This window comes from Cryobacterium sp. AP23, from assembly GCF_054075385.1.
This window is the reverse complement of record NZ_CM133415.1, coordinates 1,975,977-2,002,661: the sequence shown is the minus strand read 5'-3', so window position 1 is coordinate 2,002,661 and position 26,685 is coordinate 1,975,977. Positions and strand designations below refer to the sequence as shown.

Sequence of the window (26,685 nt, the reverse complement as noted above, 5' to 3'; positions counted from 1 at the left end):
GGAATCGATTCTCATGTCACACATCGAAAGCATCGCCACCGGCACCTCCGTGCTGGTGATGGCCGAGGGCGACGACGTCGCCGTCGCCCTCCGGGACCTGCTCCCGGGGGAGTCCCTCCCCGTCGGAGGCGGCATCCTCACCGTCGGCACGCTCGTGCCGAGCGGCCACAAGATCGCCCTCACCGACCTCGAGGCCGGCGCGACCGTGCATAAGTACGGCCAGTCGATCGGCGTCGCCACGGCCCCCATCGTCCGGGGCGAGCACGTGCACAGCCACAACATCGGCATGGACCTCGCCGCTCGCACCCACGAGTTCGGCACCGTGCACACCGAGCTGCCCACGCCCACCGAGCGCCGCACCTTCAACGGTTACCGCCGGGCCGACGGCCGGGCCGGAACGCGTAATTACATCGCGATCCTCACCACCGTGAACTGCTCGGGCACCACCGCCAAGCTGATCGCCGACCGGTTCCGGGGCGGCGTGCTCGACCAGTTCGAGAACGTCGACGGCGTCATCGCCCTCACCCACCAGAGCGGTTGCGGCCTCGTGCTGGAAAGCGAAGGCGCGCAGGTGCTGCTCCGTACCCTCAACGGCTACGCCCGGCACCCCAACATCGCCGGCGTGCTGATGCTCAGCCTCGGCTGCGAGATGACGCCGACCAGCCTGGTGCTGGCCGAGGGCGGCATGCCCAGCGACACCGTCATCGAATCGCTCTCCATCCAGGAGACCGGCGGCATGCGCAACACCGTCGCCGCCGGTGTGGCGAAGATCCTCGCCCTGGCCGAGCAGATCAACACCCGCCAGCGCGAACCGATCGACATCTCCGAGCTCGTGCTGGGACTGAACTGCGGCGGCTCCGACGGCTACTCCGGCATCACCGCCAACCCGGCCCTGGGCTGGGCATCCGACGTGCTCGTGTCGCACGGCGGCACGAGCGTGCTCGCCGAAACCCCCGAGATCTACGGTGCAGAACACCTCCTGACCGCCCGCGCCACCACCCCCGCCGTCGGCCACAAGCTGATCGACCGGATCGACTGGTGGGAGACCTACATCCACGCCAACGGCGGCACCATGGACAACAACCCCTCCCCGGGCAACAAGGAGGGTGGTATCAGCACCATCCTGGAGAAGTCCCTCGGCGCCGTGACCAAGGCCGGCCACGCCGACCTCGCCGCCGTCTACGAATACGCCGAACCGATCGACACCCGGGGCCTGGGCTTCATGGACACCCCCGGCTACGACCCGGTGTCGGTCACCGGCCTCGTCGCCGGCGGCGCCACCGTCGTGGTCTTCACCACCGGCCGCGGCTCGGTCTTCGGCTGCAAGCCCACCCCGAGCATCAAGGTCGGCACCAACACCGAGCTGTTCGTGCGCCAGGGTGACGACATCGACATCGACGCCGGTCGCATCGCGGATGGCAACGCCACCGTCGACGAGGTCGGCGCCGAGATCCTCGAGATGATCATCGCCGTCGCCAGCGGCACCCAGACCGTCAGCGAAGAGTTCGACGTCGGCCAGGAAGAGTTCGTGCCGTGGCACATCGGAGCCGTGACCTGATGAGCGGACACACAGAACCCGCCGGTCAGCCCACCGTGGTCTGCTTCGGCGAGACCATGGGCATGTTCACGCCCACCAGCTCGGTGACGCTGGACACCGCCGCCGGCTTCACCCTCGGCACCGGCGGCGCGGAGTCCAACGTCGCCATGCACCTGGCCGAGCTCGGCCACCAGGTCGCCTGGGCCAGCGCCGTCGGCACCGACCCCGTCGGAACCAAGATCATCGACGCCCTCGGCAACGCCGGCGTCGACACCCGGTGGGTCGGCCGCACCGCCGACGCACCGACCGGGCTCTACCTCAAGGAACCCGACACCGGCAGTGGAGCCCACGTGTTCTACTACCGCACAGGCTCGGCGGCATCCGCGCTGAAGATCACGGATGCCGCCGGCTGGCCCCTGGCCGGCGCCCGGTGGATTCACACCACCGGGATCACCCCCGCACTGTCCGAGTCCTGCTCCGCCCTCGTGGAGCACGTCCTGGACAGCGCGGCAGGCTGGGGCGCCTCCGTCTCGTTCGACATCAACTTCCGGCCCGGAATCTGGAGCGTGCAGGACGCCGCGCCCCGGTTGCTCGCCCTGGCGGCCAAGGCCACCGTCGTGCTCGTCGGCCTCGATGAGGCCGCCGTGCTCTGGGGCTGCGTCACCGCCGCCGACGTGCGCGCCCTGCTGCCCGGCCTGCCGTACCTGGTCGTGAAGGACTCATCGATCGACGCCACCGAGTTCGCGCTGAACACCGACGGCACCGACAGCGTCACCGTGGTGCCGGCTCGCAAGGTCGTCGTCGTCGAACCCGTCGGCGCCGGCGATGCCTTCGCCGCCGGCTACCTGTCCAGTCTGATCAGCGGGCAGAGCTCCGCCGAACGCCTCGAACGCGGCCACTCCCGTGCCGCGTGGGCGCTGGGCAGCCGGCAAGACTTCCGCCCCGGCCTCGGCCAGCGCATGTCGGCCGACGAACCCTACGACGTCGTCCGCGACGACGATCCCGCACGTGAACTGACCGCGCACTCGAACTGACCGCGCACTCGAACCGAGGAGAAAACCCCGCATGACCGAATCAACCAGCACCATCCTGCCGATCAGCATCACCCAGTGGTTCCCCGGCGACTTCTTCAGCGTCCCCGTGATCGCCGTCTTCCGTGGCCTGTCCGCCGCAGAGGCCGTGCGCCTGTCGGTGCGCGCCTGGGACGCCGGCGTCGAGCACGTTGAGATCCCGATCCAGACCATCGACGCCGTTCCCGTGCTGCAGGCCGTCGCCGACGCAGCCGCCGAGCGCGGCCTCGTCATCGGCGCCGGAACCGTGACCACCCTCGAGCAGCTCGACGCCGCCACCAACGTGGGCGTCGCGTTCACGGTGTCGCCCGGCCTCGACCCGGTGATCGTCGCCGAGAGCGTGCGCCGCGGCATCCCGCACCTGCCGGGCATCGCCACCGCCACCGAGATCCTGCAGGCCCGCGCCCTCGGCCTCACCTGGGTCAAGGCCTTCCCCGCGTCACTGCTCGGCGCGGCCTGGGTCAAGGCACAGAAGGGCCCGTACCCCGACACCAACTTCATCGCCACCGGCGGCGTCACCGCCCTCAACGCCCCGGAGTTCCTGGCCGCCGGCACCAGCGTGGTCGGCCTGTCCGGCGCCTTCGCCGACGACGCCCAGCTCGACCTCGTCCGCGCCCTGATCGCCGGCGCACGCTAGGCGGCTGCCCCCTCCGGCCGGGACGCACGTCACCGGCCGGTTGGTAGGCTGAGCCCAAGATATGAGGGGGAGTCACGTGCGGGCGAACAGGCGTGGCATCACCCTCCGCACGGTGGGCGACCGGTGGCTGCTCGTCGCCGTGTTCGTGATCGTGGTGGTCTACACCATCGGGCTCGTGCTGCACGGTGACGGCCCGAACCAGCTGGTCGACGTGTGGATCAGCGAACTCACCCAGTGGGTCCCCGTCGCGGTCTTCTGGGTCGCCACGGCACGCACGAGGTTCGCGCGCCCCGACGTGCTGTTCGCCACCCTCGCCGTCACCTTCAACGCCGCGGCCGACACCTACTACGTGACCATGATGGATGCCGCAGGGGAACTGCCGTTCCCGTCACCGGCCGACATCGGCTACCTGCTGTTCTACCCGCTCATGCTCGCCGCCCTGGTCGCCCTCGTGCGCAGCCAGATGCGCGGCCTGGCCTGGTCGGTGCTGCTGGACAGCGCCGTCGGCGCCCTCGGTTCCGCCGCCATCCTCGCCGCCCTGCTCGGCCCGGTCCTCAGCTCCGCGATCGACGAATCCGAGAACCTGGCCACTGCCGTCGCGGTCGCCTACCCGGTGTTCGACCTGCTCCTCGTCGCCGCGATCGCGGGCATCGCCGCCTCCCCGGGTCTCACCATCGGCACGCGCTGGACCTTCCTGGTGGGCGGCCTCGTCGTCTTCGCCGCCGCCGACGTCGTCTACGCGCTCCTGGAGGTGAGCGGCACCTACATCGTGGGCCTGCCGCTCGACGCCGCCTGGGCGCTCGGCCTCGCCCTGATGGCGGTCTGGGTGGACGCCGCCGGGCGCCCCAACCTCGGCCGGCACTTCACCGACCGCAAGACCCCGGCGCTGTTCGTTCCCGCCGTCGCCGTGGCGGCCGGGCTCGGCGTGCTCATCGTCGGCACCCAGATCGCCCAGCCCCTCGCCGCCGTGATCCTGGCCAGCGTCACGGTCGCCCTCGCCGCCATCCCGCTCGTCTTCCGGCAACGACTGCTACGCAGGCAAGCCCGCACCGACGACCTGACCGGGCTGCCCAACCGGCGCGCGCTGTACACGGATGCCCCGGCGGTCCTCACCATCAGCCGGGTCGCCGGCCGGCAACGACACAGCGCGCTCCTGCTGCTGGACCTCGACCGGTTCAAGGAGGTCAACGACAGCCTCGGGCACGACGTCGGCGACCAGTTGCTCATCCAGGTCAGCGCACGGCTGGCTGCCGCCCTTCCCGCCGACGCCCTGCTCGCCCGCCTCGGCGGCGACGAGTTCGCCGTGCTCATCGGCCGGGCCGGCGAACCGGAGGCCACGGCCCTCGCGGTGGCACTGCGCGACGCCCTCGCCCTGCCCTTCGCGCTGGACGGCCTCGCCGTCGAGACCCGCGCCAGCATCGGCATCGCCCTCTTCCCCGAGCAGGGCCACGATCTCAGCGACCTCCTCCGCCGCGCCGACATGGCGATGTACAAGGCCAAGGCGACAGGATCGGGCGCACACATTTACCGGTCGGAGGACGACAGCCACGGCGACACCCGGCTGCGCACCCTGCAGGAACTGCGGTTGGCCATCACTCACGACCAACTCCTGGTCTACTACCAGCCCAAGGTGAGCCTCGGCACCGGCGCGGTGACCGGAGTCGAGGCGCTGGTGCGCTGGCAGCACCCCGACCGGGGACTGCTGCTGCCGGAGGACTTCCTCGACCTCGTCGAAGAGTCCGGTCTCATCCACGAACTCACCAGGGTCGTCCTCACCAAGGCCCTCGACCAGGCCGTCGTGTGGCAGGCCAGCGGTCACGCCCTCACCATCGCCGTCAATATGTCGGCCAGTTCGCTGGTCAACGTCGAGCTTCCCGACCAGATCGTCGGCATGGTGCAGGAGCGCGGGCTGCCGGCGTCGGCGCTGATGCTCGAGATCACCGAGGACTTCCTGATGAGCGACCGGGAACGCGCCCGCGCGGTGCTCACCCGGCTGCGGGACGCCGGCATCCAGATCGCCGTGGACGATTTCGGCACCGGCTACAGTTCGCTCTCCTACCTGCGCGACCTGCCCATCGACGAACTCAAGCTCGACAAGTCCTTCGTGCTGCCCATGAACGACGACGCCAGGGCGGCGTCGCTCGTCGCATCCACCATCGACCTGGCCCACAGTCTGGGCCTGCGCATGGTGGCAGAGGGCGTGGAAACCGGCGCGGCCTACGACGAACTGGCCCGGTACGGCTGCGACCACGCCCAGGGCTTTTTCATGTCACACCCCATCCCAGCCACAGAACTCGACCTGTGGCTGGGAGAGCGCCGCCTCACCGAGCGTTAGACGACGTCGGAACGCGCCTGGGTGTTGCCCAGCGCCCGGTCCTTGAGCACCGCGTACTCACCTTGCGAAATCGCGCCGGAGTCCAGGAGTTGCTTGGCCTGCGCGATGTCCTGGGCCGGATTGGTGTTGGCCACCGAACGGATGTAGTCGTCGGCTTCGCGTTTTTGCTGCATGCCGGCGCTCATCTGGCGCTCCGCCATGCCGGGGCCGCGAGCGATCACGTAGACCAGCACGGTGAGGATCGGCACGAACACCAGGAAGATCAGCCACGCGGCCTTCCCCCAGCCGTTCATGGTCCGGTCACGGAAGACATCCGCGATCACCGCGAAGAGGGCGAACAGATACGACACGAAGACAAAGGTCCAAAAGAAGAACCCGATGAAATCCCAAAAACTCGACCAGAAATTCATGATGGCACCTTTCTCTGCAGCATTCCGGCCGAGGTTCTGCCGCCGCGGGGCGGCGAGGCACAGTCCTTGGCTGGCAATCACGCTAATTACGCCTATTCCGTTCCGAATCACCCGGATCGGGTGAGAAGGGTCAGGCCGGGACACCCTGTTCCAGCTCTGACCCGCGGTCGGGGGCGGCCCGGTAGGCTGATCGCAACAATGCGCTCACTGCACCGGGGACAGCCTCCGGTGCCGGCCACCGCCGTCGACAGCCTGTTGGGGAACGGGTCGTGATGGCGGTGGTCGGGGACTGGACGGTCGACGAACGGCTCGACTGGGTGGAGCGCCAGTTCTGGATCGACCAGGACGTCGCCCTCGCCGCGGCGGAGGCCTGGCTGGCGGAACTCGGGCCGGCCGATGACGGCGCACTGCGCCGCCGCCTCGAAGTTCAGAAGGCCTCGATCATGACCCGCCGGGGAGACCCGCGGCAGGGCGCCGCTACCGTGCAGCGAATCCTGGACTGGGCCCAGCAGCAGGGCGATCGCACCCTGCAGTCCCGCTGCCACGAGGTGCTCGGCTCGATCTTCGAACTCGTCGGCGACCGCACCCTCGCCCTCGAGCACGCGGTGGCCACCAATGACCTCCTCGATGCGTCGGAGAGCCCGCTGATGCGCTCCGCCGCCCGGCTCACCCTGGCCGATGCCCTGGGCTCTGCCGGCTCGTTCGACGAGGCGCGCCGCCGCTACGGCGAAGCCCTGCGGCTGGTGATCGACGACCCCGAGACGGGCATCCGCTACACGATTCTCAACAACCTCGCCTACACCGAATACCTGGCGGACAACCAGGCCGCGGCCCTGGCAGCGGTGGAGAACCTGATCGCCCTGTCGACGTTGCACGAGCGGCCGATCGGCATGTACGCCCGGGACACCATCGCGCGGGTCTACCTCACCGCGGGCCGCCTCGACGACGCCGAGGCCACCCTCCTCGCTGCCATGGAAGCCAAGCCCGTCGACTACCTGCCCGACAGCATCGCGGCCGCGCAGGTGACCCTCGTGGAGACCTACCGCCGCCAGGGCGCCCTCGACAAGGCCCAGGCCGTCATCGACCAGTGCCGGGAGCTCACCGCCGAGCACGGCCTGGCGCGCTGGGCCACCGAACTGACCAGGGAACAGGCCGAGATCTTCGCCGAACGGGCGGATTTCCAGGCGGCGTTCGAGGCCTACCGCAGCTACCACGCCCAGGCCGTGGCCCTGACCGCCGGCGAGAACGAGTCGCGCGGCAGCATCCTCGAGGCCATGTTCCAGACCGCGGAATCCCGCCGCGAGAGCGAACGCTACCGCGAAATGGCCGAGCGCGACCCGCTCACCGAGCTGCACAACCGCCGCTTCGCCGACCAGCACCTCACCACCCTGCTCACGGGCCTGCGCGAGGGCGGCAGCCCGCTGGCCATCGCGATGTTGGACGTCGACCACTTCAAGCGCATCAACGACGACCTCACCCACGAGGTGGGCGACCAGGTGCTCCAGGTGCTCGCCGGCATCCTCACCGACGCCATGACCCGCATCCCCGGCGGCGTCGTTGCGCGCCTCGGCGGCGAGGAATTCCTGCTGGTGATGCCCGGGGTCGCAGCGGATGCCGTGTGCGCGCTGTGCGAGGAGGTGCGCGCCGCCGTCGCCGGACACGACTGGTCGGCGATCAACGCGGGCCTGAAGGTCACCGCGAGCCTCGGCGTGGCCTTCGCCCCCGCGGATGCCGACACCAGCTCCGCTCTCGTGCGCGCCGCCGACGTGCGCATGTACGTCGCTAAGCGGGACGGGCGCAACCGGGTGGTCTACCAGGGCGACTGACCCTGCCTGCACAGTGGTGCACCAGTCTTGCGGCGCATCCGGGCGCTGCCTAAGCTCAGCAGCGTGATGAGCGTCAGCACGTCCTCTCCCGCGATCGAAGCCGTCGACCTGGTCAAGACGTTCGGCAGCACCCAGGCCCTCGCCGGCGTCAGCTTCACCATCCCGCGCGGCAGCGTGTTCGGGGTGATCGGGCCCAACGGTGCGGGCAAGACCACCATCATGCGAGCCCTCCTCGACCTCATCCGGCTCACCTCCGGCCGGGCGACCCTGCTGGGCACCGACTCCCGCAACGCGGGACCCGAACTGCGCCGGCGCATCGGCTACCTGCCCGGTGAACTCATCCTCGAGGGGCGCATCACCGGGCGCCGGTTGCTCGGGCACTACGCCGACATCTCCGGACCCGTCGCCCCCGGCCGCATCGACGAGCTGGCCGACCGGTTCGGACTCGACCTCGACCGCACCGTGCGCACCCTGTCCAAGGGCAACAAGCAGAAGATCGGCATCCTGCAGGCGTTCATGCACCAGCCGGACCTGCTCGTGCTCGACGAACCGACCAGCGGGCTCGACCCGCTCATGCAGCAGGAGTTCCTCGGCCTCGTGCGGGAGGCGAAGGGCAACGGGCAGACCGTGTTCCTCTCCTCGCACGTGATCAGCGAGATCCAGCAGGCCGCCGACGTCGTCGCCATCCTCCGCGACGGCCGCATCATCACCGTGGCGGATGTGGAGACGTTGCGGGACACCGCCGTGCGGCACCTGCGCCTGAGCGCCTCCGGCATCACCGAGGCCGAACTGCGCGACCGGTTGCTGCCGCTGGCCGGGGTGGACGAGATCGACTGCCGGCCAACGCCCGGCGGCGCCGAGGCCACCGCCGTCCTCACCGGGGCGATCACCCCGTTCGTGCACGTGATCGCGTCGCTGCGCCTCACCGACCTGGTGGTGGAGGAACCCGACCTCGAGGAGTCGGTGCTCCGGCTCTACTCGGACCGGTCATGAGCGCCGACGTGTCCGGCCGGCGCCCGGCGCTGCCGATCTTCACCAAGGCGCTCACCGACGGCTGGCGCTCGCTCGCGGGCTGGGCGGTCGGCTTCGTCGCGGCGCTCTCCCTCTACCTGCCGATCTTCCCCAGCCTGAGCGGCAACTCCCAGATGCAACAACTCATCGACAGCCTGCCGACGGAGCTCACCCGCACCATCAACTACCAGCAGATCGACACCGGGGCCGGCTACACGCAGTCCACCTTCTTCGGCCTGATCGGCACCTTGCTCTTCACCATCGCCGCGATCAGCTGGGGCGCCGCCGCCATCGGCGGCGATGAGGAGTCCGGCCAGCTCGAACTCACCCTCGCGCACGGCGTCACCCGGGTCGGGGTGGCCGTGCAAAGGTTCGCGGCGCTGGTCGTGAAGGTGCTGGCCCTGTCGCTGGTCGCCTTCCTGGTCATCCTGTTCTGGAACGGGCCGGCGGGACTCGAGCTCGACCTGGGCAACCTCGCGGTCACCTGCCTGCTGTTCGGCGGCCTGGCGCTGGTCTGCGGCAGTGCGGCGCTGCTCTGCGGCGCGCTCACCGGGCGCCGCGCCTGGGGCATCGGCGGCGGCGCGGCCGTCGCGGTGCTGGGCTACGTGTTCAACGCGATCGCCAACCAGAGCGCCGACCTCGAGTGGTTGCACGGGCTCTCGCCCTACTACGCGGCCTTCGGCAACAGCCCGCTGGCCAACGGCACGGATGTCTGGACTCTGGTGCTCTTCGCGCTGGCCAGCCTGCTGCTGGGCGCGCTGGCAGCGCTCACCCTGCGCCGGCGCGACGTGGGTGTCTGAACCGGCCTGCCGGCCTGCGAGCCTGCCGAGCTAGGCGGCTACGGCGAGCCCGGCCTCGATGGCACTGACGATCTCCGGCGCGTCCGGCACGGTGGCCGGGCGGAACCGGTGGACCTCTCCCGCGGGAGTGACCAGGAACTTCTCGAAGTTCCAGCCGACGTCGCCGGCGGAGCCGTCGGCATCCGCCACCTGGGTCAGCTCGGCGTAGAGCGGGTGCCGGCTGTCGCCGTTCACGTCGATCTTGTCGAAGAGCGGGAACGAGATCCCGTAGGTGGTCGAGCAGAATTCCAGGATGGCCTCCATGCTGCCGGGCTCCTGGCCCTTGAACTGGTTGCAGGGGAACCCGAGAACCGTGAAGCCGCGGGAGGAGTAGGTCTGCTGCAGCTGTTCGAGCGCTTCGTACTGCACGGTCAGCCCGCACTTCGAGGCCACGTTGACGATGAGCACGACCTGGTCGGCGTACTCGGCCAGGGTGACGGTGTCGCCGGAGGCGGTGGTCAGGAGGATATCGCGAAGGCTCATCCTCCGAGCTTAGGGATCCCGGTGGGCGGCAGACGAACGCCCGGTTACCACCCGCTGTGAGTTCGCTGACCGTGCCCGTTCGCGGTACCGCCGCCGCGGCCCGGGGGGTTTACTGGACCGATGGCCCAGACTGTCGCAGACCAGCTCATCGCCCAACTCATCGACGCCGGGGTGCGTCGCATCTACGGCATCGTGGGGGACAGCCTCAACCCCGTCGTCGACGCGGTGCGGCGCACTGGCGGTGCCGCGAAGGGCGGCATCGACTGGGTACACGTGCGCAACGAGGAGGCCGCCGCCTTCGCGGCCGGCGCCGAGGCCCAGCTCACCGGACAGCTCGCCGTGTGCGCGGGCAGCTGCGGGCCGGGAAACCTGCACCTCATTAACGGACTCTACGACGCGCACCGGAGCGGTGCGCCGGTGCTGGCGATCGCCAGCCACATCCCCACCGGGCAGATCGGCAGCAGCTACTTCCAGGAAACGCACCCCGACCGGCTCTTCGTCGAGTGCTCGCACTACCGGGAGCTCATCTCCTCCGCCGAGCAGTCGCCGAAGGTGGTCAACGCGGCGATGCGGCACGCGGTCGCCCTCGGCGGGGTCTCAGTCGTCACGCTGCCCGGTGACGTGGCCGAGCTGGATGCGGCGGGCGTCGTTCCCCGGTTCGTCCTGCCGGGCCGTCCGTCCGTGGTGCCCGCGGCGGCGGACGTCACCGCACTGGCCGACGCGATCAATACGGCCAAGACCGTCGCCATCTTCGCCGGCGCCGGTGTGGCCGGCGCCCACGACGAGGTGATCGCCTTCGCCGACCTGGTCGCGGCGCCGGTCGGGCACAGCCTGCGCGGCAAACAGTGGATCCAGTACGACAACCCGTTCGACGTGGGCATGACCGGGCTGCTCGGCTACGGTGCGGCGCACGCGGGCATCCACGACGCCGACCTGGTGCTGCTGCTCGGCACCGACTTCCCGTACGAGCAGTTCCTCCCCGACGGCGACAAGGTCGTCATCGCGCAGGTCGACACCGACCCGTCGCACCTGGGCCGGCGGGTGAGCGTCACGCATCCGGTGCACGGCGATGTGGCCGCGACCCTGGCGGCACTCACCGGCCTGGTCAGGAAGAAGACGAACCGCTCCTTCCTCGAGGCCACCCTCAAGAAACACGACAAGCTGCTCACCTCGGTGGTGGGCACGTACACGGATGTCGACCACGGCCGGCCCATCCACCCGGAGTTCGCGGCCGCGATGCTGGACGAACTCGTGGCCGACGACGCCATCGTCACCGCCGACACCGGCATGGGCAACGTCTGGCAGGCCAGATACCTCAACCCCAACGGCCGACGCCGGCTGATCGGCTCGTACCTGCACGGGTCGATGGCCAACGCGGTGCCGCAGGCGATCGGCGCGCAGAGCGCGTACCCCGACAGGCAGGTCGTCACCATCAGCGGGGACGGGGGACTGGCCATGCTGCTCGGCGAACTGATCACCATCGCCGCCCAGAAACTGCCGGTGAAGGTCGTCGTGTTCAACAACTCCACCCTCGGGCTGGTGAAGCTGGAGATGTTCGTCGACGGCTATCCGGACTTCGGCGTGGATGTCCCGGCGGTCGACTACGCCGCCGTCGCCACGGCGCTCGGCTTCCACGCCGTGCGGGTCGAGGACCCGGCGCAGTTGCGGTCCGCGCTGACGGGTGCCTTCGCCCACCCCGGACCGGCCCTGGTCGACATCGTCACCGACCCGCTCGCCCTGTCGTTGCCGCCGAACGTCACCGCGAAGCAGGTGAAGGGTTTCGCCCTGGCCCTGTCGAAGACGGTGCTCAACGGCGGCGTCGGCGAGGCCGTGCAGATGGCCAGGTCCAACTTCCGGCACCTGCCCGGGCTCTGACCCGCCCGGCTCACCCGAAAAGGGTGACGCCGCGGCGCGGGCCGGGGGAGGACACTGTGCCTGACGCCGACCGAAGCGGAGGGGACCCATGTGGCGACGCCGATCCAGGTCCAGGTCACGGGGCGCGCACGCCCGGCCGCCCGGTAGCGTGGCATCCCCCGGCGGCTCCACTGCCGCGGCGTCACCGCACCGCAGCGCGTTCATCCTCATGGGACTGGGCGGTGCCACCGTGGCCGTGTTCGGTCTGGCCGCCCTAGCCGGGATCGCGGCGCCGATCCTGTTGGCGCTCGTGCTCACCATCTGCGCCCATCCGGTGCGCCGCGGCCTGGAACGGCACGGCGTGCCGCGGGGCCTGGCCACGGGGTCGGTCGTGGCGACGGTGTTCGTGGTGCTGGCAGCGTTCGTCGCGGCGCTGGGCCTGGCCCTCGGCCAGTTCGCCGCCCTGCTGCCCCAGTTCGCCGACCAGCTCGGCGACATCGCCGCGAACCTGACCGACTGGCTCGCGAGCATCGGCTTCGGCACCACGCAGGTGCAGGCCGTCGAGTCGAGCCTCGACCCGAGCAACCTGGTCTCGGTGGTCTCCGGCCTCTTCGGCAGCATCACCAACATCACCGTGGCCCTGGTGATCGTGCTGACCATGCTCATCCTGATGGCCGCGGACGCCGGCTACCTGCCGACGCTGCTCCGCCAGCTGCGACCCTCGCGGCCGACGCTGGTCGAGGCGCTGACGAACTTCGCCACCAGCGTGCGCCGCTACATGGTGGCCACCACATTGCTGGGCATCGCGCAAGGTGTGCTGAACGCCGTCGCCCTCGTCCTGCTCGGGGTGCCCGGCGCCTTCCTCTGGGGGCTGCTGTCATTCCTGTGCAGCTTTATCCCCAATGTCGGCTACTTCATCGCCATCATCCCGCCCACGGTGTTCGCGTTCCTCACCGGCGGCTGGGACCTGGCCCTGCCGGTGATCGTGCTCTACGCGATCGTCAACGGGGTCGTGCAATCGATCGTGCAGCCGAGAGTGGTGGGCAATGCTGTGGCCCTCAGCCAGTCGCTCACTTTCGTGTCGGTGCTGTTCTGGGCCATCGTGCTCGGCGCGGTGGGCGCCATCCTGGCCATCCCGCTCACCCTGCTGGTGCGCACGGTCCTGGTGGATGCCGACCCGGCCGCGGCCTGGTGGCGCCCGCTGATGGGCGACCTCGAGCAGACCCGCACGCTGATGAAGTCGGAGACGGCCCGCCAGCGTGCCCTCCGCAAGGCGGCACGGGCGGCCTGATCTCTCGTGCCAGTTCCCGTGCCAATTTCTCAGGCCGCACTGGCAGAGTCGGTGTTCCGGTCCACTGCCAGGAGGTTTCCATGCCCGCTGATCACCCCGTTCCCGCCACCGCCGACCCGTCGCACTACGACGTCCTCGTGATCGGGGCCGGTCCCGCCGGCACCGCCGCCGCCCTCCGCGCGGCCGAACTGGGCGCCAGCGTCGTCGTCGTCGAGTCCGACCGCACCGGCGGCACCTGCGTGAACACCGGGTGCGTTCCCACCCGGGCGCTCGCCAAGGCGGCTCGGCTGATGCGCGAGGTGCGCACCGCGGAAACCTACGGCATCGAGGCCGTCATCCAGCGATTCGACTGGCGCACCACCGCCGCGCGGGTCACCGAGTCCGTCGACCGGGTGCGCTCGATCAAACGGGAGGCCGAGCGCTTCAGCGACGCCGGCATCGACCTCATCCTCGAAGGGCGGGCCCGGTTCACCGACCCGCACACCGTCGTGCTCGACTCCGGCCGCCGGGTCAGCGCCGACAACATCCTGGTCTGCGTCGGCGGGCATTCGCGGCGGCTGCCGATCCCCGGCGCGGACCTGGCGACCGTGCCGGAGCACGTGCTCACCCTCCCCGCCCTCCCAGAACGCCTCGCCGTGATCGGCGGCGGCAACACCGGCGCCCAGCTGGTGACCATCTTCAGTTCGTTCGGCTCCCGGGTGACGCTGCTCGATGTGGCGCCCCGCATCCTGATGGCCTCTGACGCCGCCGTCTCGGCGGCCGTGACCCTGGCGTTCCGCGAACAGGGCACCCGGGTGACAACCGCCATCGACACCGTCGAATCGCTCGTGAAGCAACCGGACGGCGCGATCCGCCTCACCTGGCGCGAGGACGGCACGCCGGTCAGCGACACCTTCGACGCCGTGATCATGGCCACCGGGTGGCCGGCGGATGTCGATGACCTTGGCCTCGACAACGCCGGCGTCGCCACGGTGCGTTCGGCGATCCCCGTCGACCAGTACTTCCGCAGCGAGGTGTCGCACATCTTCGCCGTCGGCGACGCGAACGGCCGGGACATGCTCGTGCAGGCCGCGCAGTTCGAGGGTGAGGCCGCGGCCGAGAACGCCGTGCTCGGCACCAACCGCCGCACCCCGCACCATCTGCTGCCGGCCGGCGGCTTCACCGACCCCGACTACGCCGGCGTCGGCCTCACCGAGGAGCAGGCCAGGGCCCGCGACCCGCTCTGCGTGGTCGCCACCGTGCCGTACTCGAGCCTGGACCGGGCGGTGATCGACGATCGCGAGCGCGGTTTCCTCATGCTCATCTCCGACCGCCGCCGGGAACTCATCCTGGGCGCGCACGCGGTGGGTGAGAACGCGATCGAGGTGGTGCAATCGGTGACCACGGCCATCGCCGCCGGCGTTGACGTGGCCACCCTCGCGCACGTGCGCTTCGCCTACCCCACCTACAGCGCCATCATCGGAATCGCCGCCCGAGCCCTCCTGGCCGAGGCCTCCGCCGCCCCCGCCGCGCCGTCCCCGAATAGCCCGCCCCTGGCATAACTCCTGCAATTTCCTCAAGCGGCCGCAAGCACCCCCGGAATTCCGGGGGTGCTTCGGGTTCGGCAGGAAAATTGCAGGAGTTATGCGAACCAGACGGGCTAGGAGGCGAGGAGGGTCACGGACCCCTCGAGGGGGGTCTGCGTCACCGAGGTGCCCACGTGCACGGCGAAGGTGCCCGGCTCGTACTGCCAGCCGGCGTCCCAGTTCGCGAACGCCCGGGCCGGCAACGCCAGCTCCACCAGGGCCGACTCCCCGGCCTCGAGGGCAACCGCGGCGAAACCCGCCAGCCAGAGCACCGGCCGGTCGATCGCGCTCTCGGCGCGGCTCAGGTACAGCTGCACCACCTGCTTGCCCGCCCGGTCGCCGGTGTTCGTCACGGTCAGGCTGAGCCAGCCGTCGGTGTCGACGGACACGGTCGGCGCCACCGTCAGGTCGGCGAGCTCCCACTCGGTGTAGCCCAGGCCGAAACCGAACTCGTAGGCCGGCTCGGTGCCGGCCTTCAGCCAGGCTTTGTAGCCGATGTGGATGCCCTCGTCGTAGCGGAGGATCCCGTTCTCCGGCGTCACGTCGAGAACCGGCACGTCGGTCAGTTCCTTCGGCCAGGTGGTGGGCAGGCGTCCGCCGGGCTCGGCCTGGCCGAACAACATGTCGGCGAGCGCGTTGCCGTACTCCTGGCCGCCGAAGTAGGTGAGCAGAATCGCCTGCACCTCGTCACGCCAGGGCAGCAGCACCGGCGACCCGGAGTTGACCACCACGATGGTGCGCGGGTTCGCGGCGACCACGGCGCGCACGAGCTCGTCCTGACGGCCGGGCAGGTCGAGGTCGGTGCGGTCGAAGCCCTCCGACTCCACCTGCGCGTTGGTGCCCACCACGACGATGGCCACGTCCGCTGCGCGCGCCGCGTCGACGGCGGCCGCCAGGAGTCCCGCGGGGTCGGAATCGTCGGCCTCGAGGCCGACCGTGATGCCGAAGACGCCGGGCAGGTCCATATCGCGGGTGGAGAGGTCGAATTCCACCGTGAGGTCGACCGGCTCGCCGGCGACGGCCGTGACGGCGGTGACCACCGACGGCGGGGCCATCATATTGGCGCCTAGGGTGCCGCCGACCGACAGCCCTTCGCCCTCGTGGGCCGCGGAGCCGCCAACGGAAATGCGGCCGCGACCCACGGCGGCGAAGCCGAACGGCACGATGCTCGACTCGGTCGGGGTCCAGGTCATCGACAGCTCGATGGTGTGGGCTGCTTCGATCGGGGCGTCGCCGCCGAAGTAGGTGAGCGCGGTGGCGAGGCGGTCCTCACGGAACAGTTCCGCGCCATCCTTGGCGAGGAAGCGCACCAGCATGCCGGGGGCGCCGGTGGCCGGGTTGACGATCGTCTCCAGCGGCAGTTCGGCGATGCCCTTCTGCACCACCGCGCCCACCGAGTAGGTCACCTCGGCGTGCGGCAGGGCGGCACGGATGCCGTCCAACGGCGTCACGATCTTCTCCGGCAGCACGGTGGCGCTGCCGCCGCCCTGGGTGCGGGCGTGCAGGGCGTTGTGGCCGATCACGGCGACGCGGCCGAGCGCATCCGCTGCGAGCGGCAATGCCTGGTCCTCGTTCCGCAACAGCACGCTGCCGGCCGAGGCGGCCTCGCGGGCGAAGGCGATGCCGTCCTCCACGGTCACGGGCGTGGCCTGCACGGCGTCGAAGCCCGACAGGGCGCCCACCCGGGCGGCCAGGCGCAGGATGCGCAGCACCTTGCGGTCGATGTCGGACACGGCGACCTCGCCGGCCTCAACCGCGGCGACGAGGGCGGCGCCCCAGAACCCGTCCGGGCCGGGCATCTCCAGGTCCTGCGAGGCGCGGGCGGCAGCGGTGCTGCGCACTCCGGTCCAGTCGCTGACCACCACGCCGTCGAAGCCCCACTCCGAGTTCAGCGGCGTCTCCAGCAGGTCGTTCTCGGTCGCGGTGACACCGTTGATCGAGTTGTACGAACTCATCACCAGCCAGGCACGCGCCTCGGTGACCGACTTCTCGAACGCGAGCAGGTAGAGCTCCCGCAACGCCCGGTCGCTGACCTCGGTGCTGGCGGTGAACCGTTCGGTCTCGTAGTCGTTGGCTATGTAGTGCTTGGGGGTGGCGCCGACGCCGTTCTCCTGCACTCCGGCGACGTACGCGGCGGCCATCCCGGCGGTGAGCACGGGGTCTTCGCTGAACGCCTCGAAGTGCCGGCCGCCGAGCGGGGAGCGGTGCAGGTTGATGGTCGGGCCGAGCACCACGTCCACGCCCTTGCGGCGAGCCTCGACGGCGGACATGGCGCCGTAGCGGGCGGCCATCTCGCCGTCCCAGCTCGACGACAGGGCGGTGCCGGAGGGCAGGTTCAGCGAGGGGGAGCGTTCGTCCCAGACCTCGCCGCGCACGCCGCTGGGCCCGTCGGAAACGAGCATCCGCCGCAGCCCGATCTTCTCGATCGGCCAGGTGGTCCAGAAGTCGCGGCCGGTGAGCAGCTGCACCTTTTCTTCCAGGCTGAGCTGGTCGATCAGTGCGGTGAGGCGAGCGGTGTCGGCGTCTGAGGTGTACGTCATGAGCGTCCTTCTTCCAGCGGGCGTCGGTGCCCGCTCACGATGCCGCCGGCGATGGCGACGTTTGCTGGAAGCATAACAGCGGAACCTACCGGTGGTAGGTTTTCGGCGGATGTTCGTCGGCGGTAAGGTGACGGCATGAGCATCGACGCCCCCGCACGACGGTACGCCAAAGGCGCCGCCAAGCGACGCGAGATCCTTGACGCGGCCCTGGCGGTCGTCGCGAAGCACGGCTACCGCAATTCCTCGCTGCAGGAGATCGCGGATGCCGTGAGCCTCACCAAGGCCGGTGTGCTGCACTACTTCGATTCCCGCGAGCAGCTCATGGCCGAGGTCGTCAGCGAACGCGACGAGCACGACCGGGCGGCGTTCGAGGAGATCGGTAAGGACCTGCTGGGCACCCTCAGCCTCACCATCGAGTACAACAGCACGGTGCCGGGGCTGGTGCAGCTGTACTCCCGGCTTGTCGCCGAATCGGAGGCGCCGGAGCATCCGGCCCACGACTACGTGCGCGAACGCTACGACCTGATCGTGACCACCCTCGCCGACAGTGTGCGCCGCCGCCAGCTCGAGGGCTCCGTGAGTGCCGACATCGACCCGATGGTGGTGGCCAGGGCCGCGACCGCGCTCAGCGACGGCCTGCAACTGCAGTGGCTGCACGACAACACGGTGGACATGAGCGGGGTCTTCGACGCCGCCCTCGAGCTGATGCTCGGCACAACGCCCCGCACCCAGCCCTAGGCGTTCGGTGCACGTCCGTGCAGGGTTCGGCTGCCGTGCAGCTGCGAAGAGTTGACCGGATGCGCGTGCAGTCGCAGACTGAAGCCGTGGACATCGAAGAACGCCAACAGCACGAAGACCAGGCGGTATCCCAGGTCATCGACCGGCTCGTCGAACGGTTTCCCGACCGGCCGCGCTCGTTCATCGAGGACGTCGTGGGCACGGAGCGCCATCTGCTGGACGGCAAACCGATCCGCGACTACGTGCCCGTGCTGATCGAGCACGGAGCCAAGGCGCGGCTGCGCCAGGCCACCGGGCACGGCCCCGTCGGCTGACCCGTCGCGGGTCAGTCCTTGCCGCGCTTGCCCTTCGCCTTGGCTGCGGCCAACTCGGTGATGCGCGCCGCATGGTCGGGCACCGGGCGGTTCAATTCGCGTGGGGGACGTTCGTAGTCCGACCCCGCCGGCCGGTGCGGGATATGAACCACGGGCGGTTCCATGTGCTCGTAGGGCACCAGGGTGAGTAAGTGGCTGATCATGTTGAGCCGCGCCGCCCGCTTGTCCTCGCTCTCGACCACCCACCAGGGTGCCTCGGCGATGTCGGTGTGCACGAACATCTCGTCCTTCGCCTTGGAGTAATCCACCCACTTGGTGATCGAGAGCACGTCCGTCTCGGAGAGCTTCCAGCGCCGCATCGGATCCTGTTGCCGGGACCGGAACCGTGCCTCCTGCTCGGTGTCGGAGACGGAGAACCAGTACTTGATCAGCAGGATGCCGTCTTCGACCAGCATCCGTTCGAACAGGGGTGCCTGGTGCAGGAACCGGCGGTACTCATCCGGGGTGCAGTACCCCATCACCTTCTCCACCCCCGCACGGTTGTACCAGGACCGGTCCATCAGTACGATCTCGCCCGCGGTGGGCAGGTTCTTGATGTAGCGCTGGAAGTACCACTGGCCGCGCTCGCGCTCGGTGGGCACCGGCAGGGCAACCACCCGGGCGATGCGCGGGTTGAGGTACTCGGTGACCCGCTTGATCGCCGAGCCCTTGCCGGCGGCGTCGCGGCCCTCGAAGATCACCACGATCCGGGCGCCGGATTCGCGAACCCACTCCTGCATGGTCACGAGGTCGGCCTGCAACCGGCCAAGCTCCGCCTCGTAGAGCTTCTTGTTCATGCGGGGTACGGCGGGTGCAGCCTTTTTCGCCATCAAGGGCTCCTTGCGGGTCGTGTGCGTGCGCTCAGCGTACCCGGTGGCCGCCGGCGCGCCCATAGCGCTGGGCGACCCGCACTGCCAAGCTTGCGACTACTGAGGCGTGACGAACGGGAGACCCATGAGCGAGGGAACAAAAACAGAACCGTGGAGCCTCACGACGGCACCGGGGACGTCGGCCTACACGATGTTCCGGGAGGGCGACGAACTCGTCTGCCAGGTCGGCTCCACCACCCTGAAGTATCACGCCAGGGCCATCGACGACCTGCACGCCTGGCTCGTCGGGCAGGGCGACTGGGTGCCGCTCGGTGCCGCGGACGAGCAGAAGCCCGCCCCGGACGGCAGCGTCGAGGCCTGGGGCCGGTCGGAGGACAACCCCGTCGGCGGGTGGTACGGCCTGCGCAAGGGGTACCGCGGCCGCTTCGGCATGTACCTGCCGCCGCTGCTCGAACACCTCGGACTGGCCGAACTCACGCACGAGAAGCGCAACAACTCGATGCGGGCGCTCTGACCCGAGGCTAGGCTGACGGGATCGACCGACCAGAAGGGGTACCGATGCAGAGACGGATGCTGACGCCGCGCCCGGCGCCCGCGACGGCCCGGCTGTCGGTCGCGCTCGCCGCCGTCTCCGTCGGCACTCTATCCATTGCCGCCCAATCCCTCGGCGGCCGCGGCTTCGGCGAACTGCTCGCCCTGGCCGCGCTGTTCAGCCTGTGCGCGACGGCCGTCGCCGTCACCGGCGCGGCCCAGCAGGTGCTGGCCATGCTTGTCATGGTGCTCACCGGCGCGCCCACCCCCGTGGCCCGGCCCTACCCCGAGCTGGCCTCCCAGGTTGGCCAAAGCGTCCCGGATGCGCCGGGCAAGCCCCAGCCGCGCGCGCCCGGCCGCGCCCTCCCGGTCGCCTAGGGAGACCCTTTTCGAAAGCGCACCCGCCGGGTGCCCGACTCCCTCTCGCGACCATACGGTTCCCCATTTTCCGTATTCCGACCGGGAGTCTCCTCATGAATTTCTATGCCATCGGCCCCATCGCGGCCGTGCTCGACGCGGCCTACGCCGTTCTGCACAACCTCACCCTCTTCCTCACCCCGTTCGCCGCGGCCAACGCCGCCGCCCTCGCGATCGTCGTGGTCACCGTAGCCCTCCGCCTGCTGCTGATTCCGGTCGGGGTCTCCCAGGCCCGCGCCCAGCAGGTGCGCCAACGCCTGGCCCCGCGGCTGGCGGAGCTCCGCCGCCTGCATGGCAGCACCCCCGAGCGGCTGCAACGCGAAACGGCGGCCCTGTACGCGTCCGAAAACGCCTCCCCGCTGGCGGGCTGCCTGCCCTTGCTCGTGCAGGCCCCCATCCTCTCCATCGTCTACGGCCTGTTCGTGCTGGCCGACATCAACGGGCACGACAACGCCCTGCTGGCCGGCGGGCTGTTCGGCAGCCCGCTGGGCACCAGCATCCTCACCGGCTGGGGAAGCGGCCAGGACGCCGCCGTGCTCCTCGTCGGGGTGGGCGTGCTCGCCGCGCTGCTGCTGGCGCAGTTGCTCAGCCGCCGGCTGATGCTCACCCAGGGTGCGGCCGCCGCCGGCCTCGCGCCGACGGCGAACCCGGGCGCACCGGCCGCATCCGCCGCACCGCCCGCGGCGGCGGCGCTCTCGCCGGCCGCGCAGGCCACCATGACCCGGGCGCTCAGCTGGCTCCCGCTGATCAGCGTGGTCTTCGCCGCGTTCGTGCCGCTGGCCGCCGCCCTCTACCTCACCGTGAGCGCACTGTGGAGCGTGAGCGAGCGGGCGCTGCTCTGGCGGATGATGCGCCCCGGGCGCTGAGCCCACCCGCACCCTTGACCGTCACCCGATACGCGCGCATATTGACGGTGTCGGTTGTGGCCCGGGGGAAGGTCGCAGCCACCCCTTCGCCGAAAGGAAACGAGCATGTTGGACAGAACCACAGCAACCGGCAACATGGTGCTCGAACGTGACTTCGCCGCCCCGCCGGAGCAGGTCTACCGGGCCTTCACCGACCCGGACCAGCTCTCCGAGTGGTTCGGCCCGCTCGGATTCCACGTGCCGCGCTCCACCGTGCGCATCGATGCCAGGCCCGGCGGGTTCTGGCGCCTGGTGATGGTGAACAACGAGAACCGGGCGATCACCTCACCGGTCGACTCGGTGTTCACCGAGGTGACCCCGAACGAGCGCCTCGTCGGGTACGAGGACACGCGGGGCATGCCCGGGGTGCCGGACGGAACCCGGCTGGTGCTCACCATCGAATTCCGGCCGGCGGGAACCGGCACCCGGCTGCACATCGAGCAGGGCCCATTCCCGCGCTCGCTCAGCGAAATGGGCGCCGTCGGGTGGCGGCAGTCCTTCCACAAGCTGGATGCGCTGCTGGAGACTCCCACGCCGATGCGCGCCTCCACCGCCGCCTGACCGGCCCACCCGGCCGCATCCCTAAGAATCCTGGAAGAATTCGGGGCGATTCTTGGAAGGTAAGCAGTGACCTTCCCAGAATCGAGCCCCGATGTCGCTTCGCACGGCACCATCCCCCGTCGCCCGGGCCGTTCCGGACTGGAGCCGGCGCATCCGCACCCGTCGTCGGATGCGCGCCGCCGACCTCCTGATCGCCGCCTGTTGGTCGTCGGTCGCGATGGCCGTCGCGCTCTACCTCGCCTACGGCGGGCTTGCGCAGGCCACCGACGTCGCCTCCGGCCTCAGCGCCGTCGGCATCGTCACCGGGCTGATCGGCACCGACCTCATCCTCGTGATGCTCGTCCTCGCCGCCCGCATCCCGGCGATCGACCGGGTGGTGGGGCAGGACACGGCGATGGCCTTCCACCGAAAGCTGGGCAAGCCGGCGCTGTACCTCATCCTCGCGCACGGCCTGCTGCTCACGGTCGGCTACGCGATGGCGGATGGGTCGAACGTCGTCGCCGAGACCGTCGCGCTGTTCCTGGGACCGGACATGGCGCTGGCCTACCTGGGTCTCGGCCTGCTCGTCACCGTGGTCGTGACGTCGGTGGTCGCGGTGCGCCGGCGATTCCCCTACGAGGCCTGGCACGCCATCCACCTGCTCAGCTATGCGGCCGTGCTGACCGCGCTGCCGCATCAGCTCAGCGCGGGCGGGGTGCTCGCCGACGGCACCGGGCAACGGGTGTACTGGATCGCGCTGTACCTGGTCGCGTTCGGGTCGATCGCCCTGTTCCGCTTCGTCGTGCCGACCGTGCGGAGCGCCAGGCACAACCTCCGAGTGGCCGGGGTCGAGCCGATCGCCCCCGGCGTGGTGTCGCTGCACCTCACCGGACGCCACCTCGAGCGGCTGCAGACCCAGGGCGGCCAGTACGCGATCTGGCGGTTCTGGACCGGCGCCACCTGGTGGCACGCCCACCCCATCTCCTTCTCCGCGGTGCCCACGGCCGCCTCGGCGCGGATCACGGTGCGCAGCCTGGGTCGGGGCAGCGCCGCCCTCGGCCGGGTGCGGCCGGGCACCCGGGTGTCGATCGAGGGGCCGTACGGGATCTTTACCGACACCCACCGCACGACCGCGAAGATCGCCGTGGCGGCGGCCGGAATCGGCATCACACCGGTGCGGTCGCTGCTGGAACACGCTGCCCTGCGCCCGGGGGAGGCGACGGTGGTGCTGCGCGCCACCGACCCGTCACAGAGCTACCTCTGGAACGAGATCGGCGCCCTGCCGAGCATGCGGGGCAACGCGCTGTTCACCATGATGGGCCGCAGGCCGCCCGGCCTGGCCACCTGGATGTCGGCCGAAGCGCTGGCGCGCGGGGTCACCATCCTGTCCGCGTTCCCCGACCTGCTCGAGTCCGACCTGTACGTCTGCGGTCCACAGTCCTGGACCGACCTGGTGATCCGGGACGCCCGGGCGGCCGGGCTGCCCGACACCCAGATCCACGCGGAAAGGTTCGACTGGTGAGGCGCCGCGCGATCGTCCTGAGCGTCCTGTCGTCCTCGGCCGTGCTGGTCGCCGGTTGGCAGGTGGGAGAGCAGAACCAGGCCCAGGTGCAGCAGGCGGATGCCGCGGCGTCGGCGGTCCCGAACGGTGACGGTCCGGGCGCCACCGCGCCGGGCACCACCACGCCGACGCCGACGCCGACCGGCAGTGCCGGGCCGCTGGCCGCGTCCGACAGTTCGGGCACCTCCGGTACGTCCGGAACCTCGGGCACCTACACCGGCAGCGCCGCCTCCACCCGGTTCGGCGACGTACAGGTGCAGATCACCGTCGCGGACGGCACCATCACCGACGTCGTCGCCCTGCAGCTCACCGACCACGACCAGCGGTCGGTGCAGATCAGCAACCGCGCCGCCCCGGTGCTGCGCCAGGAGGTCCTGAGCCTGCAGTCGGCCAACGTGCAGAACGTCTCGGGCGCGACATATACGAGCGACGCCTACCTCACCTCGCTGCAGTCCGCCCTCGACCAGGCCGGCCTCTGACATGGGGGTGCACGTCTTCACCACCATGGGCACCACCGTCAGCCTCCGCGTCGAAGGCACTACCTTCGGCGCCGCACCGCTCGGCGCGGTCGCGGCCGAGTTCGAGGCCGTGGACCGCCGGTTCAGCCTCTACCGCCCCGACTCCGAGCTCAGCCGGATCGCCCGCGGCGACCTTCCCCTGTACCGCGCCTCCGCCGAGCTGCGGGACAGCTACGCCGACGCGCTGCAGTGGCGCAGCCGCACGAACGGAGCCTTCACCCCGCACCGCCCGGACGGCGTCATCGACCTCAACGGCATCGTCAAGGCCAGCGCCATGGCCGCCGCCGCTGCCGTGCTCGACGCTGCCGGGGAGACCGACTGGGTGCTCAACGTCGGCGGGGACATCCTCAGCCGCGGCGACCTGGCCGGCTCGCCGTGGACGGTCGGCATCAGCGACCCCGCCGACCGGTCAGCGGTGCTGTGCGCCCTCACCCTCGGCCCCGGCCGGTCCGCCGTCGCCACTTCCGGCACCGCCGAACGCGGCGAGCACGTCTGGCGGCAGAAACCGGGGCGCACCGACGCGGCGGCGCCCTTCCGGCAGGTGAGCGTGCTCGCCGCCGACATCGTCACCGCCGATGTGCTCGCGACGGCCATCCTCGCCGGCGGCCCGGCGCAGCGCGACGACGCTGTCGCCCGGTTCCCGATCGAGGTGCTGACGGTGGCCGCCGACGGCGCCCTCACCGCCACCCGCGGGCTCCAGCACACCCGCGGCCTCACCCCCGCATGAGCGACTCCGCATGAACGACCCCGGTCGCCGGCCGAGCGAGACTCCATATACTTCGGATATGGCCGACCGTCCCCGGGTGTTGCTCGTCGAAGACGATGTGCGCCTCGTCCGGATGCTCGACCAGCTCCTCACGAATGAGGGCTACGACACCGTCATCGCCCGGGATGGGCAGCGGGCGCTGCACGAAGGCCTCACCCAGCGGTTCGACGTGATCGTGCTGGACCGGGGACTCCCCGTGCTCGAGGGACTCGAGGTGCTCACCCGGCTGCGCGGCCGTGGCGTCCTCACCCCGGCCCTGGTGCTGTCGGCCCTGGGCAACCCGGCCGACCGGGTGGAAGGCCTCGACCGGGGTGCAGAGGACTACCTGGCCAAACCCTTCGACATCGACGAGCTCCTCGCCCGCATCCGGGCCCTGCTCCGCCGGCACAGCACCACCGTCCCCGTCGTCGCCGTGCCCGGCGGCTCCCTGGACACCGGCAGCCGCACGGTCACATTGGCCGGTGGCCCGGTGACCCTGTCCGAACGGGAAGCCGAGCTGCTCGCCCGGCTCGCCCGGCGGCCCGAGCAGGTCTTCGAACGCTCCGACCTACTCGCCAACGTGTTCCCGGATGCCGACGACCTCGGGGTCGTCGACACCTACGTGCACTACCTGCGCAAGAAGCTCGGCCGCGCGTCGATCCTCACCGTGCGGGGCGTCGGCTACCGGCTGGGCACGCTCTCGTGAGGCGCGCGCCACGCCCGGATGACCTGCGCGCCGCCGCGGTGCGGCTCACCGTGCAGTTCACCGCGCTGATGCTCGTGGTCCTCATCCTGGTGGTCGGGATCGTCTTCGCGATCGTGAGCGCGAGTGTGGCCGAATCCGCCACCGAGGAGCTCGCCGCCGCCGCGCGGCTGGATTCCCCGGAGGATGCGGGGGAGGGCGTCTACCTGTCGATCGTGGGCGACGGACGGGTGATCGCGTCGCGCGAGCTGCCCGCCGGCCTCGCCGACGCCGACGCCATCGCCGCGGTCTCCGCGGGAGGCACTGACGTGACCGGCACCCGCACCATCGACGGGAAGAGCTACCGGATGCTGACGACAACGGTCACCGGCGGCCGGGGCGGCGCCAGGGTGGTGCAGGTCGCCATCGACCAGCACGAGAACGACGAGGAGCTGCGCCGGCTGACCGTCGCCTTGCTCGCGGCCGGGCTCGTCGCGGTCGCCGTCTCCGGCGTGGCGGCGTACTGGATGGCTCGCCGTTCGATCCGTCCGCTCGCCGAGGCCCTCGCGCTCCAGCGCCGGTTCGTCGCCGACGCCAGCCACGAGCTGCGCACCCCGCTCACCCTCCTGAGCACCCGGGCGCAACTCCTCCGGCGCCGCGACCAATCCGGGGTGCCGGCGGATGTCACCGAGGCCGTTGACGAGATCCTCACCGATTCGCGGGCGCTCACCGGCATTCTTGACGACCTGCTCATCGCCGCCGACCCCCGCAGCGTCGCCGATCCGGTGCCAGTGGACCTCGCCGCGACCGCCGACCAGGCCGTCGGCCTGCTCCGGGACGAGGCTGCCGGCCGGGGGATCACCCTGCACCGGGCCGGCGCCGACGGCCCCGTCGTCATCGCCGGTTCCCCACCCGCGCTGCTGCGGCTGGTCATCGCCCTGGCCACGAATGCCATCGACCACGCCCGCACCGCCGTGACCGTCACGGTCACCACCGACGGCCGGTACGCCACGATCCGGGTCGCGGACGACGGCCCCGGCTTCGCCCCCGAGGTCACCGACACGGCGTTCGAGCGCTTCGCCAGCGGCCGGGCCGCGGCCGATCCGGGAGCGCCCCGGCACTACGGCCTCGGCCTGGCGATCGTGGCCGAAATCACCCGGCGCCACGGCGGTACGGTCGCAATCGAGCCCCCCGGCTCCGCTGGCACTGCCGGTTCTGCCGGGTCATCCGGTGCCGCGGGTGCTACCGGCGCCGCGGTCGTCGCCCGGTTCCCCCTCGACCCGAACTGACCCCCGGCGCCCGCTTCTCCCTCGACCCGAACCGACCACCCCTCTCGGCCCGTCGTGAGTTGCCAGTTGCCGCCCACTGGGGGCGGCCGAGGGGGCCGTATCTGGCAAGTGAGCGCGTCGCATCCGCACCGAGTTGCCGCACAACGCCCCTTCGCGGGCGTTGAAGGGGCCGGATGCC

General features: G+C 70.6%; 25 protein-coding genes. 21 read left to right on the top strand and 4 right to left on the bottom strand.

Features of this window, described 5'->3' with window-relative positions:
* Nucleotides 1-13 precede the first annotated feature (13 nt).
* The 4 genes from ACU5E9_RS09560 (at nt 14) to ACU5E9_RS09545 (ending at nt 5,579) form a co-directional block, all read left to right on the top strand.
* Nucleotides 14-1,558: a UxaA family hydrolase gene (locus ACU5E9_RS09560; RefSeq protein ID WP_456813358.1), complete on the top strand. Its 1,545-nt coding sequence runs from the start codon at nt 14-16 to the stop codon at nt 1,556-1,558.
* Nucleotides 1,558-2,571, top strand: a complete 1,014-nt coding sequence (locus ACU5E9_RS09555; RefSeq protein WP_456813357.1) for a sugar kinase — start codon at nt 1,558-1,560, stop codon at nt 2,569-2,571. Before ACU5E9_RS09560 ends, ACU5E9_RS09555 begins: the two co-directional genes overlap by 1 nt.
* Nucleotides 2,572-2,602: 31 nt before the next feature.
* Entirely contained in the window at nt 2,603-3,244 is a 642-nt protein-coding gene (locus tag ACU5E9_RS09550; protein ID WP_456813356.1) for a bifunctional 4-hydroxy-2-oxoglutarate aldolase/2-dehydro-3-deoxy-phosphogluconate aldolase, read from the top strand.
* Between the two features lie 76 nt (nt 3,245-3,320).
* Nucleotides 3,321-5,579, top strand: a complete 2,259-nt coding sequence (locus ACU5E9_RS09545; protein WP_456813355.1) for a putative bifunctional diguanylate cyclase/phosphodiesterase — start codon at nt 3,321-3,323, stop codon at nt 5,577-5,579.
* Here ACU5E9_RS09545 and ACU5E9_RS09540 read toward each other — a convergent pair.
* Entirely contained in the window at nt 5,576-5,989 is a 414-nt protein-coding gene (locus ACU5E9_RS09540; protein WP_456813354.1) for a PLD nuclease N-terminal domain-containing protein, read from the bottom strand. The genes ACU5E9_RS09545 and ACU5E9_RS09540 overlap by 4 nt on opposite strands.
* Before the next feature lie 272 nt (nt 5,990-6,261).
* On the opposite strand from ACU5E9_RS09540, the gene ACU5E9_RS09535 reads away from it, so the two are divergent.
* The 3 genes from ACU5E9_RS09535 to ACU5E9_RS09525 all read left to right on the top strand — a co-directional run bounded on the left by ACU5E9_RS09535 (nt 6,262) and on the right by ACU5E9_RS09525 (nt 9,626).
* Complete coding sequence (locus ACU5E9_RS09535) at nt 6,262-7,815, top strand: diguanylate cyclase (protein WP_456813353.1); 1,554 nt, start codon at nt 6,262-6,264, stop codon at nt 7,813-7,815.
* Nucleotides 7,816-7,881: 66 nt separating this feature from the next.
* Entirely contained in the window at nt 7,882-8,808 is a 927-nt protein-coding gene (locus tag ACU5E9_RS09530; RefSeq protein WP_456813352.1) for an ABC transporter ATP-binding protein, read from the top strand.
* Nucleotides 8,805-9,626, top strand: a complete 822-nt coding sequence (locus ACU5E9_RS09525) for an ABC transporter permease subunit (protein WP_456813351.1) — start codon at nt 8,805-8,807, stop codon at nt 9,624-9,626. Before ACU5E9_RS09530 ends, ACU5E9_RS09525 begins: the two co-directional genes overlap by 4 nt.
* Before the next feature lie 30 nt (nt 9,627-9,656).
* Here the strand turns inward: ACU5E9_RS09525 and ACU5E9_RS09520 are convergent, their stop codons facing one another.
* Entirely contained in the window at nt 9,657-10,148 is a 492-nt protein-coding gene (locus tag ACU5E9_RS09520; protein ID WP_456813350.1) for a glutathione peroxidase, read from the bottom strand.
* A 120-nt stretch (nt 10,149-10,268) separates the two neighbouring features.
* On the opposite strand from ACU5E9_RS09520, the gene ACU5E9_RS09515 reads away from it, so the two are divergent.
* From ACU5E9_RS09515 to ACU5E9_RS09505, 3 genes are all read left to right on the top strand, one after another.
* Complete coding sequence (locus ACU5E9_RS09515; RefSeq protein WP_456813349.1) at nt 10,269-12,023, top strand: pyruvate dehydrogenase; 1,755 nt, start codon at nt 10,269-10,271, stop codon at nt 12,021-12,023.
* Between the two features lie 148 nt (nt 12,024-12,171).
* Nucleotides 12,172-13,293: an AI-2E family transporter gene (locus tag ACU5E9_RS09510; RefSeq protein WP_456813348.1), complete on the top strand. Its 1,122-nt coding sequence runs from the start codon at nt 12,172-12,174 to the stop codon at nt 13,291-13,293.
* 80 nt (nt 13,294-13,373) lie between these two features.
* The gene (locus ACU5E9_RS09505; protein ID WP_456813347.1) at nt 13,374-14,834 is read left to right on the top strand and encodes a dihydrolipoyl dehydrogenase family protein; all 1,461 of its coding nucleotides are present in this window, start codon (nt 13,374-13,376) and stop codon (nt 14,832-14,834) included.
* 98 nt (nt 14,835-14,932) lie between these two features.
* On the opposite strand, the gene ACU5E9_RS09500 is transcribed toward ACU5E9_RS09505, so the two are convergent.
* Nucleotides 14,933-17,398 (bottom strand): beta-glucosidase, encoded by a 2,466-nt coding sequence (locus ACU5E9_RS09500; RefSeq protein WP_456813346.1) that lies wholly within the window; start codon nt 17,396-17,398, stop codon nt 14,933-14,935.
* Between the two features lie 135 nt (nt 17,399-17,533).
* Here ACU5E9_RS09500 and ACU5E9_RS09495 point away from each other — a divergent pair, with 135 nt between their 5' ends.
* Nucleotides 17,534-18,136 carry a TetR/AcrR family transcriptional regulator gene (locus ACU5E9_RS09495; protein ID WP_456813345.1) on the top strand — a complete coding sequence of 201 codons (603 nt, stop codon included), beginning with the start codon at nt 17,534-17,536 and terminating at the stop codon, nt 18,134-18,136.
* 59 nt (nt 18,137-18,195) lie between these two features.
* On the top strand, nt 18,196-18,450 hold the full coding sequence (locus ACU5E9_RS09490; protein ID WP_456813344.1) for a three-helix bundle dimerization domain-containing protein: 255 nt from the start codon (nt 18,196-18,198) through the stop codon (nt 18,448-18,450).
* An 11-nt stretch (nt 18,451-18,461) separates the two neighbouring features.
* Here the strand turns inward: ACU5E9_RS09490 and ppk2 are convergent, their stop codons facing one another.
* Nucleotides 18,462-19,319: a polyphosphate kinase 2 gene (gene ppk2 / locus ACU5E9_RS09485; protein ID WP_456813343.1), complete on the bottom strand. Its 858-nt coding sequence runs from the start codon at nt 19,317-19,319 to the stop codon at nt 18,462-18,464.
* Between the two features lie 124 nt (nt 19,320-19,443).
* Here ppk2 and ACU5E9_RS09480 point away from each other — a divergent pair, with 124 nt between their 5' ends.
* The 9 genes from ACU5E9_RS09480 (at nt 19,444) to ACU5E9_RS09440 (ending at nt 26,507) form a co-directional block, all read left to right on the top strand.
* Complete coding sequence (locus ACU5E9_RS09480; RefSeq protein WP_456813342.1) at nt 19,444-19,833, top strand: DUF6855 family protein; 390 nt, start codon at nt 19,444-19,446, stop codon at nt 19,831-19,833.
* 44 nt (nt 19,834-19,877) lie between these two features.
* The gene (locus tag ACU5E9_RS09475) at nt 19,878-20,228 is read left to right on the top strand and encodes a DUF6412 domain-containing protein (RefSeq protein WP_456813341.1); all 351 of its coding nucleotides are present in this window, start codon (nt 19,878-19,880) and stop codon (nt 20,226-20,228) included.
* 95 nt (nt 20,229-20,323) lie between these two features.
* Complete coding sequence (locus tag ACU5E9_RS09470; RefSeq protein ID WP_456813340.1) at nt 20,324-21,133, top strand: YidC/Oxa1 family membrane protein insertase; 810 nt, start codon at nt 20,324-20,326, stop codon at nt 21,131-21,133.
* A gap of 105 nt (nt 21,134-21,238) precedes the next feature.
* Nucleotides 21,239-21,733 carry an SRPBCC family protein gene (locus tag ACU5E9_RS09465; RefSeq protein WP_456813339.1) on the top strand — a complete coding sequence of 165 codons (495 nt, stop codon included), beginning with the start codon at nt 21,239-21,241 and terminating at the stop codon, nt 21,731-21,733.
* Between the two features lie 91 nt (nt 21,734-21,824).
* Nucleotides 21,825-23,234: a ferredoxin reductase family protein gene (locus tag ACU5E9_RS09460; RefSeq protein WP_456813338.1), complete on the top strand. Its 1,410-nt coding sequence runs from the start codon at nt 21,825-21,827 to the stop codon at nt 23,232-23,234.
* Nucleotides 23,231-23,752 carry an FMN-binding protein gene (locus ACU5E9_RS09455; RefSeq protein WP_456813337.1) on the top strand — a complete coding sequence of 174 codons (522 nt, stop codon included), beginning with the start codon at nt 23,231-23,233 and terminating at the stop codon, nt 23,750-23,752. Before ACU5E9_RS09460 ends, ACU5E9_RS09455 begins: the two co-directional genes overlap by 4 nt.
* A gap of 1 nt (nt 23,753) precedes the next feature.
* Entirely contained in the window at nt 23,754-24,518 is a 765-nt protein-coding gene (locus tag ACU5E9_RS09450) for an FAD:protein FMN transferase (RefSeq protein ID WP_456813336.1), read from the top strand.
* A gap of 58 nt (nt 24,519-24,576) precedes the next feature.
* Nucleotides 24,577-25,242 (top strand): response regulator transcription factor, encoded by a 666-nt coding sequence (locus ACU5E9_RS09445; protein ID WP_456813335.1) that lies wholly within the window; start codon nt 24,577-24,579, stop codon nt 25,240-25,242.
* Entirely contained in the window at nt 25,239-26,507 is a 1,269-nt protein-coding gene (locus ACU5E9_RS09440) for a sensor histidine kinase (protein WP_456813334.1), read from the top strand. The genes ACU5E9_RS09445 and ACU5E9_RS09440 overlap by 4 nt, the downstream gene beginning before the upstream one ends.
* The last annotated feature ends 178 nt before the right edge of the window (nt 26,508-26,685 follow it).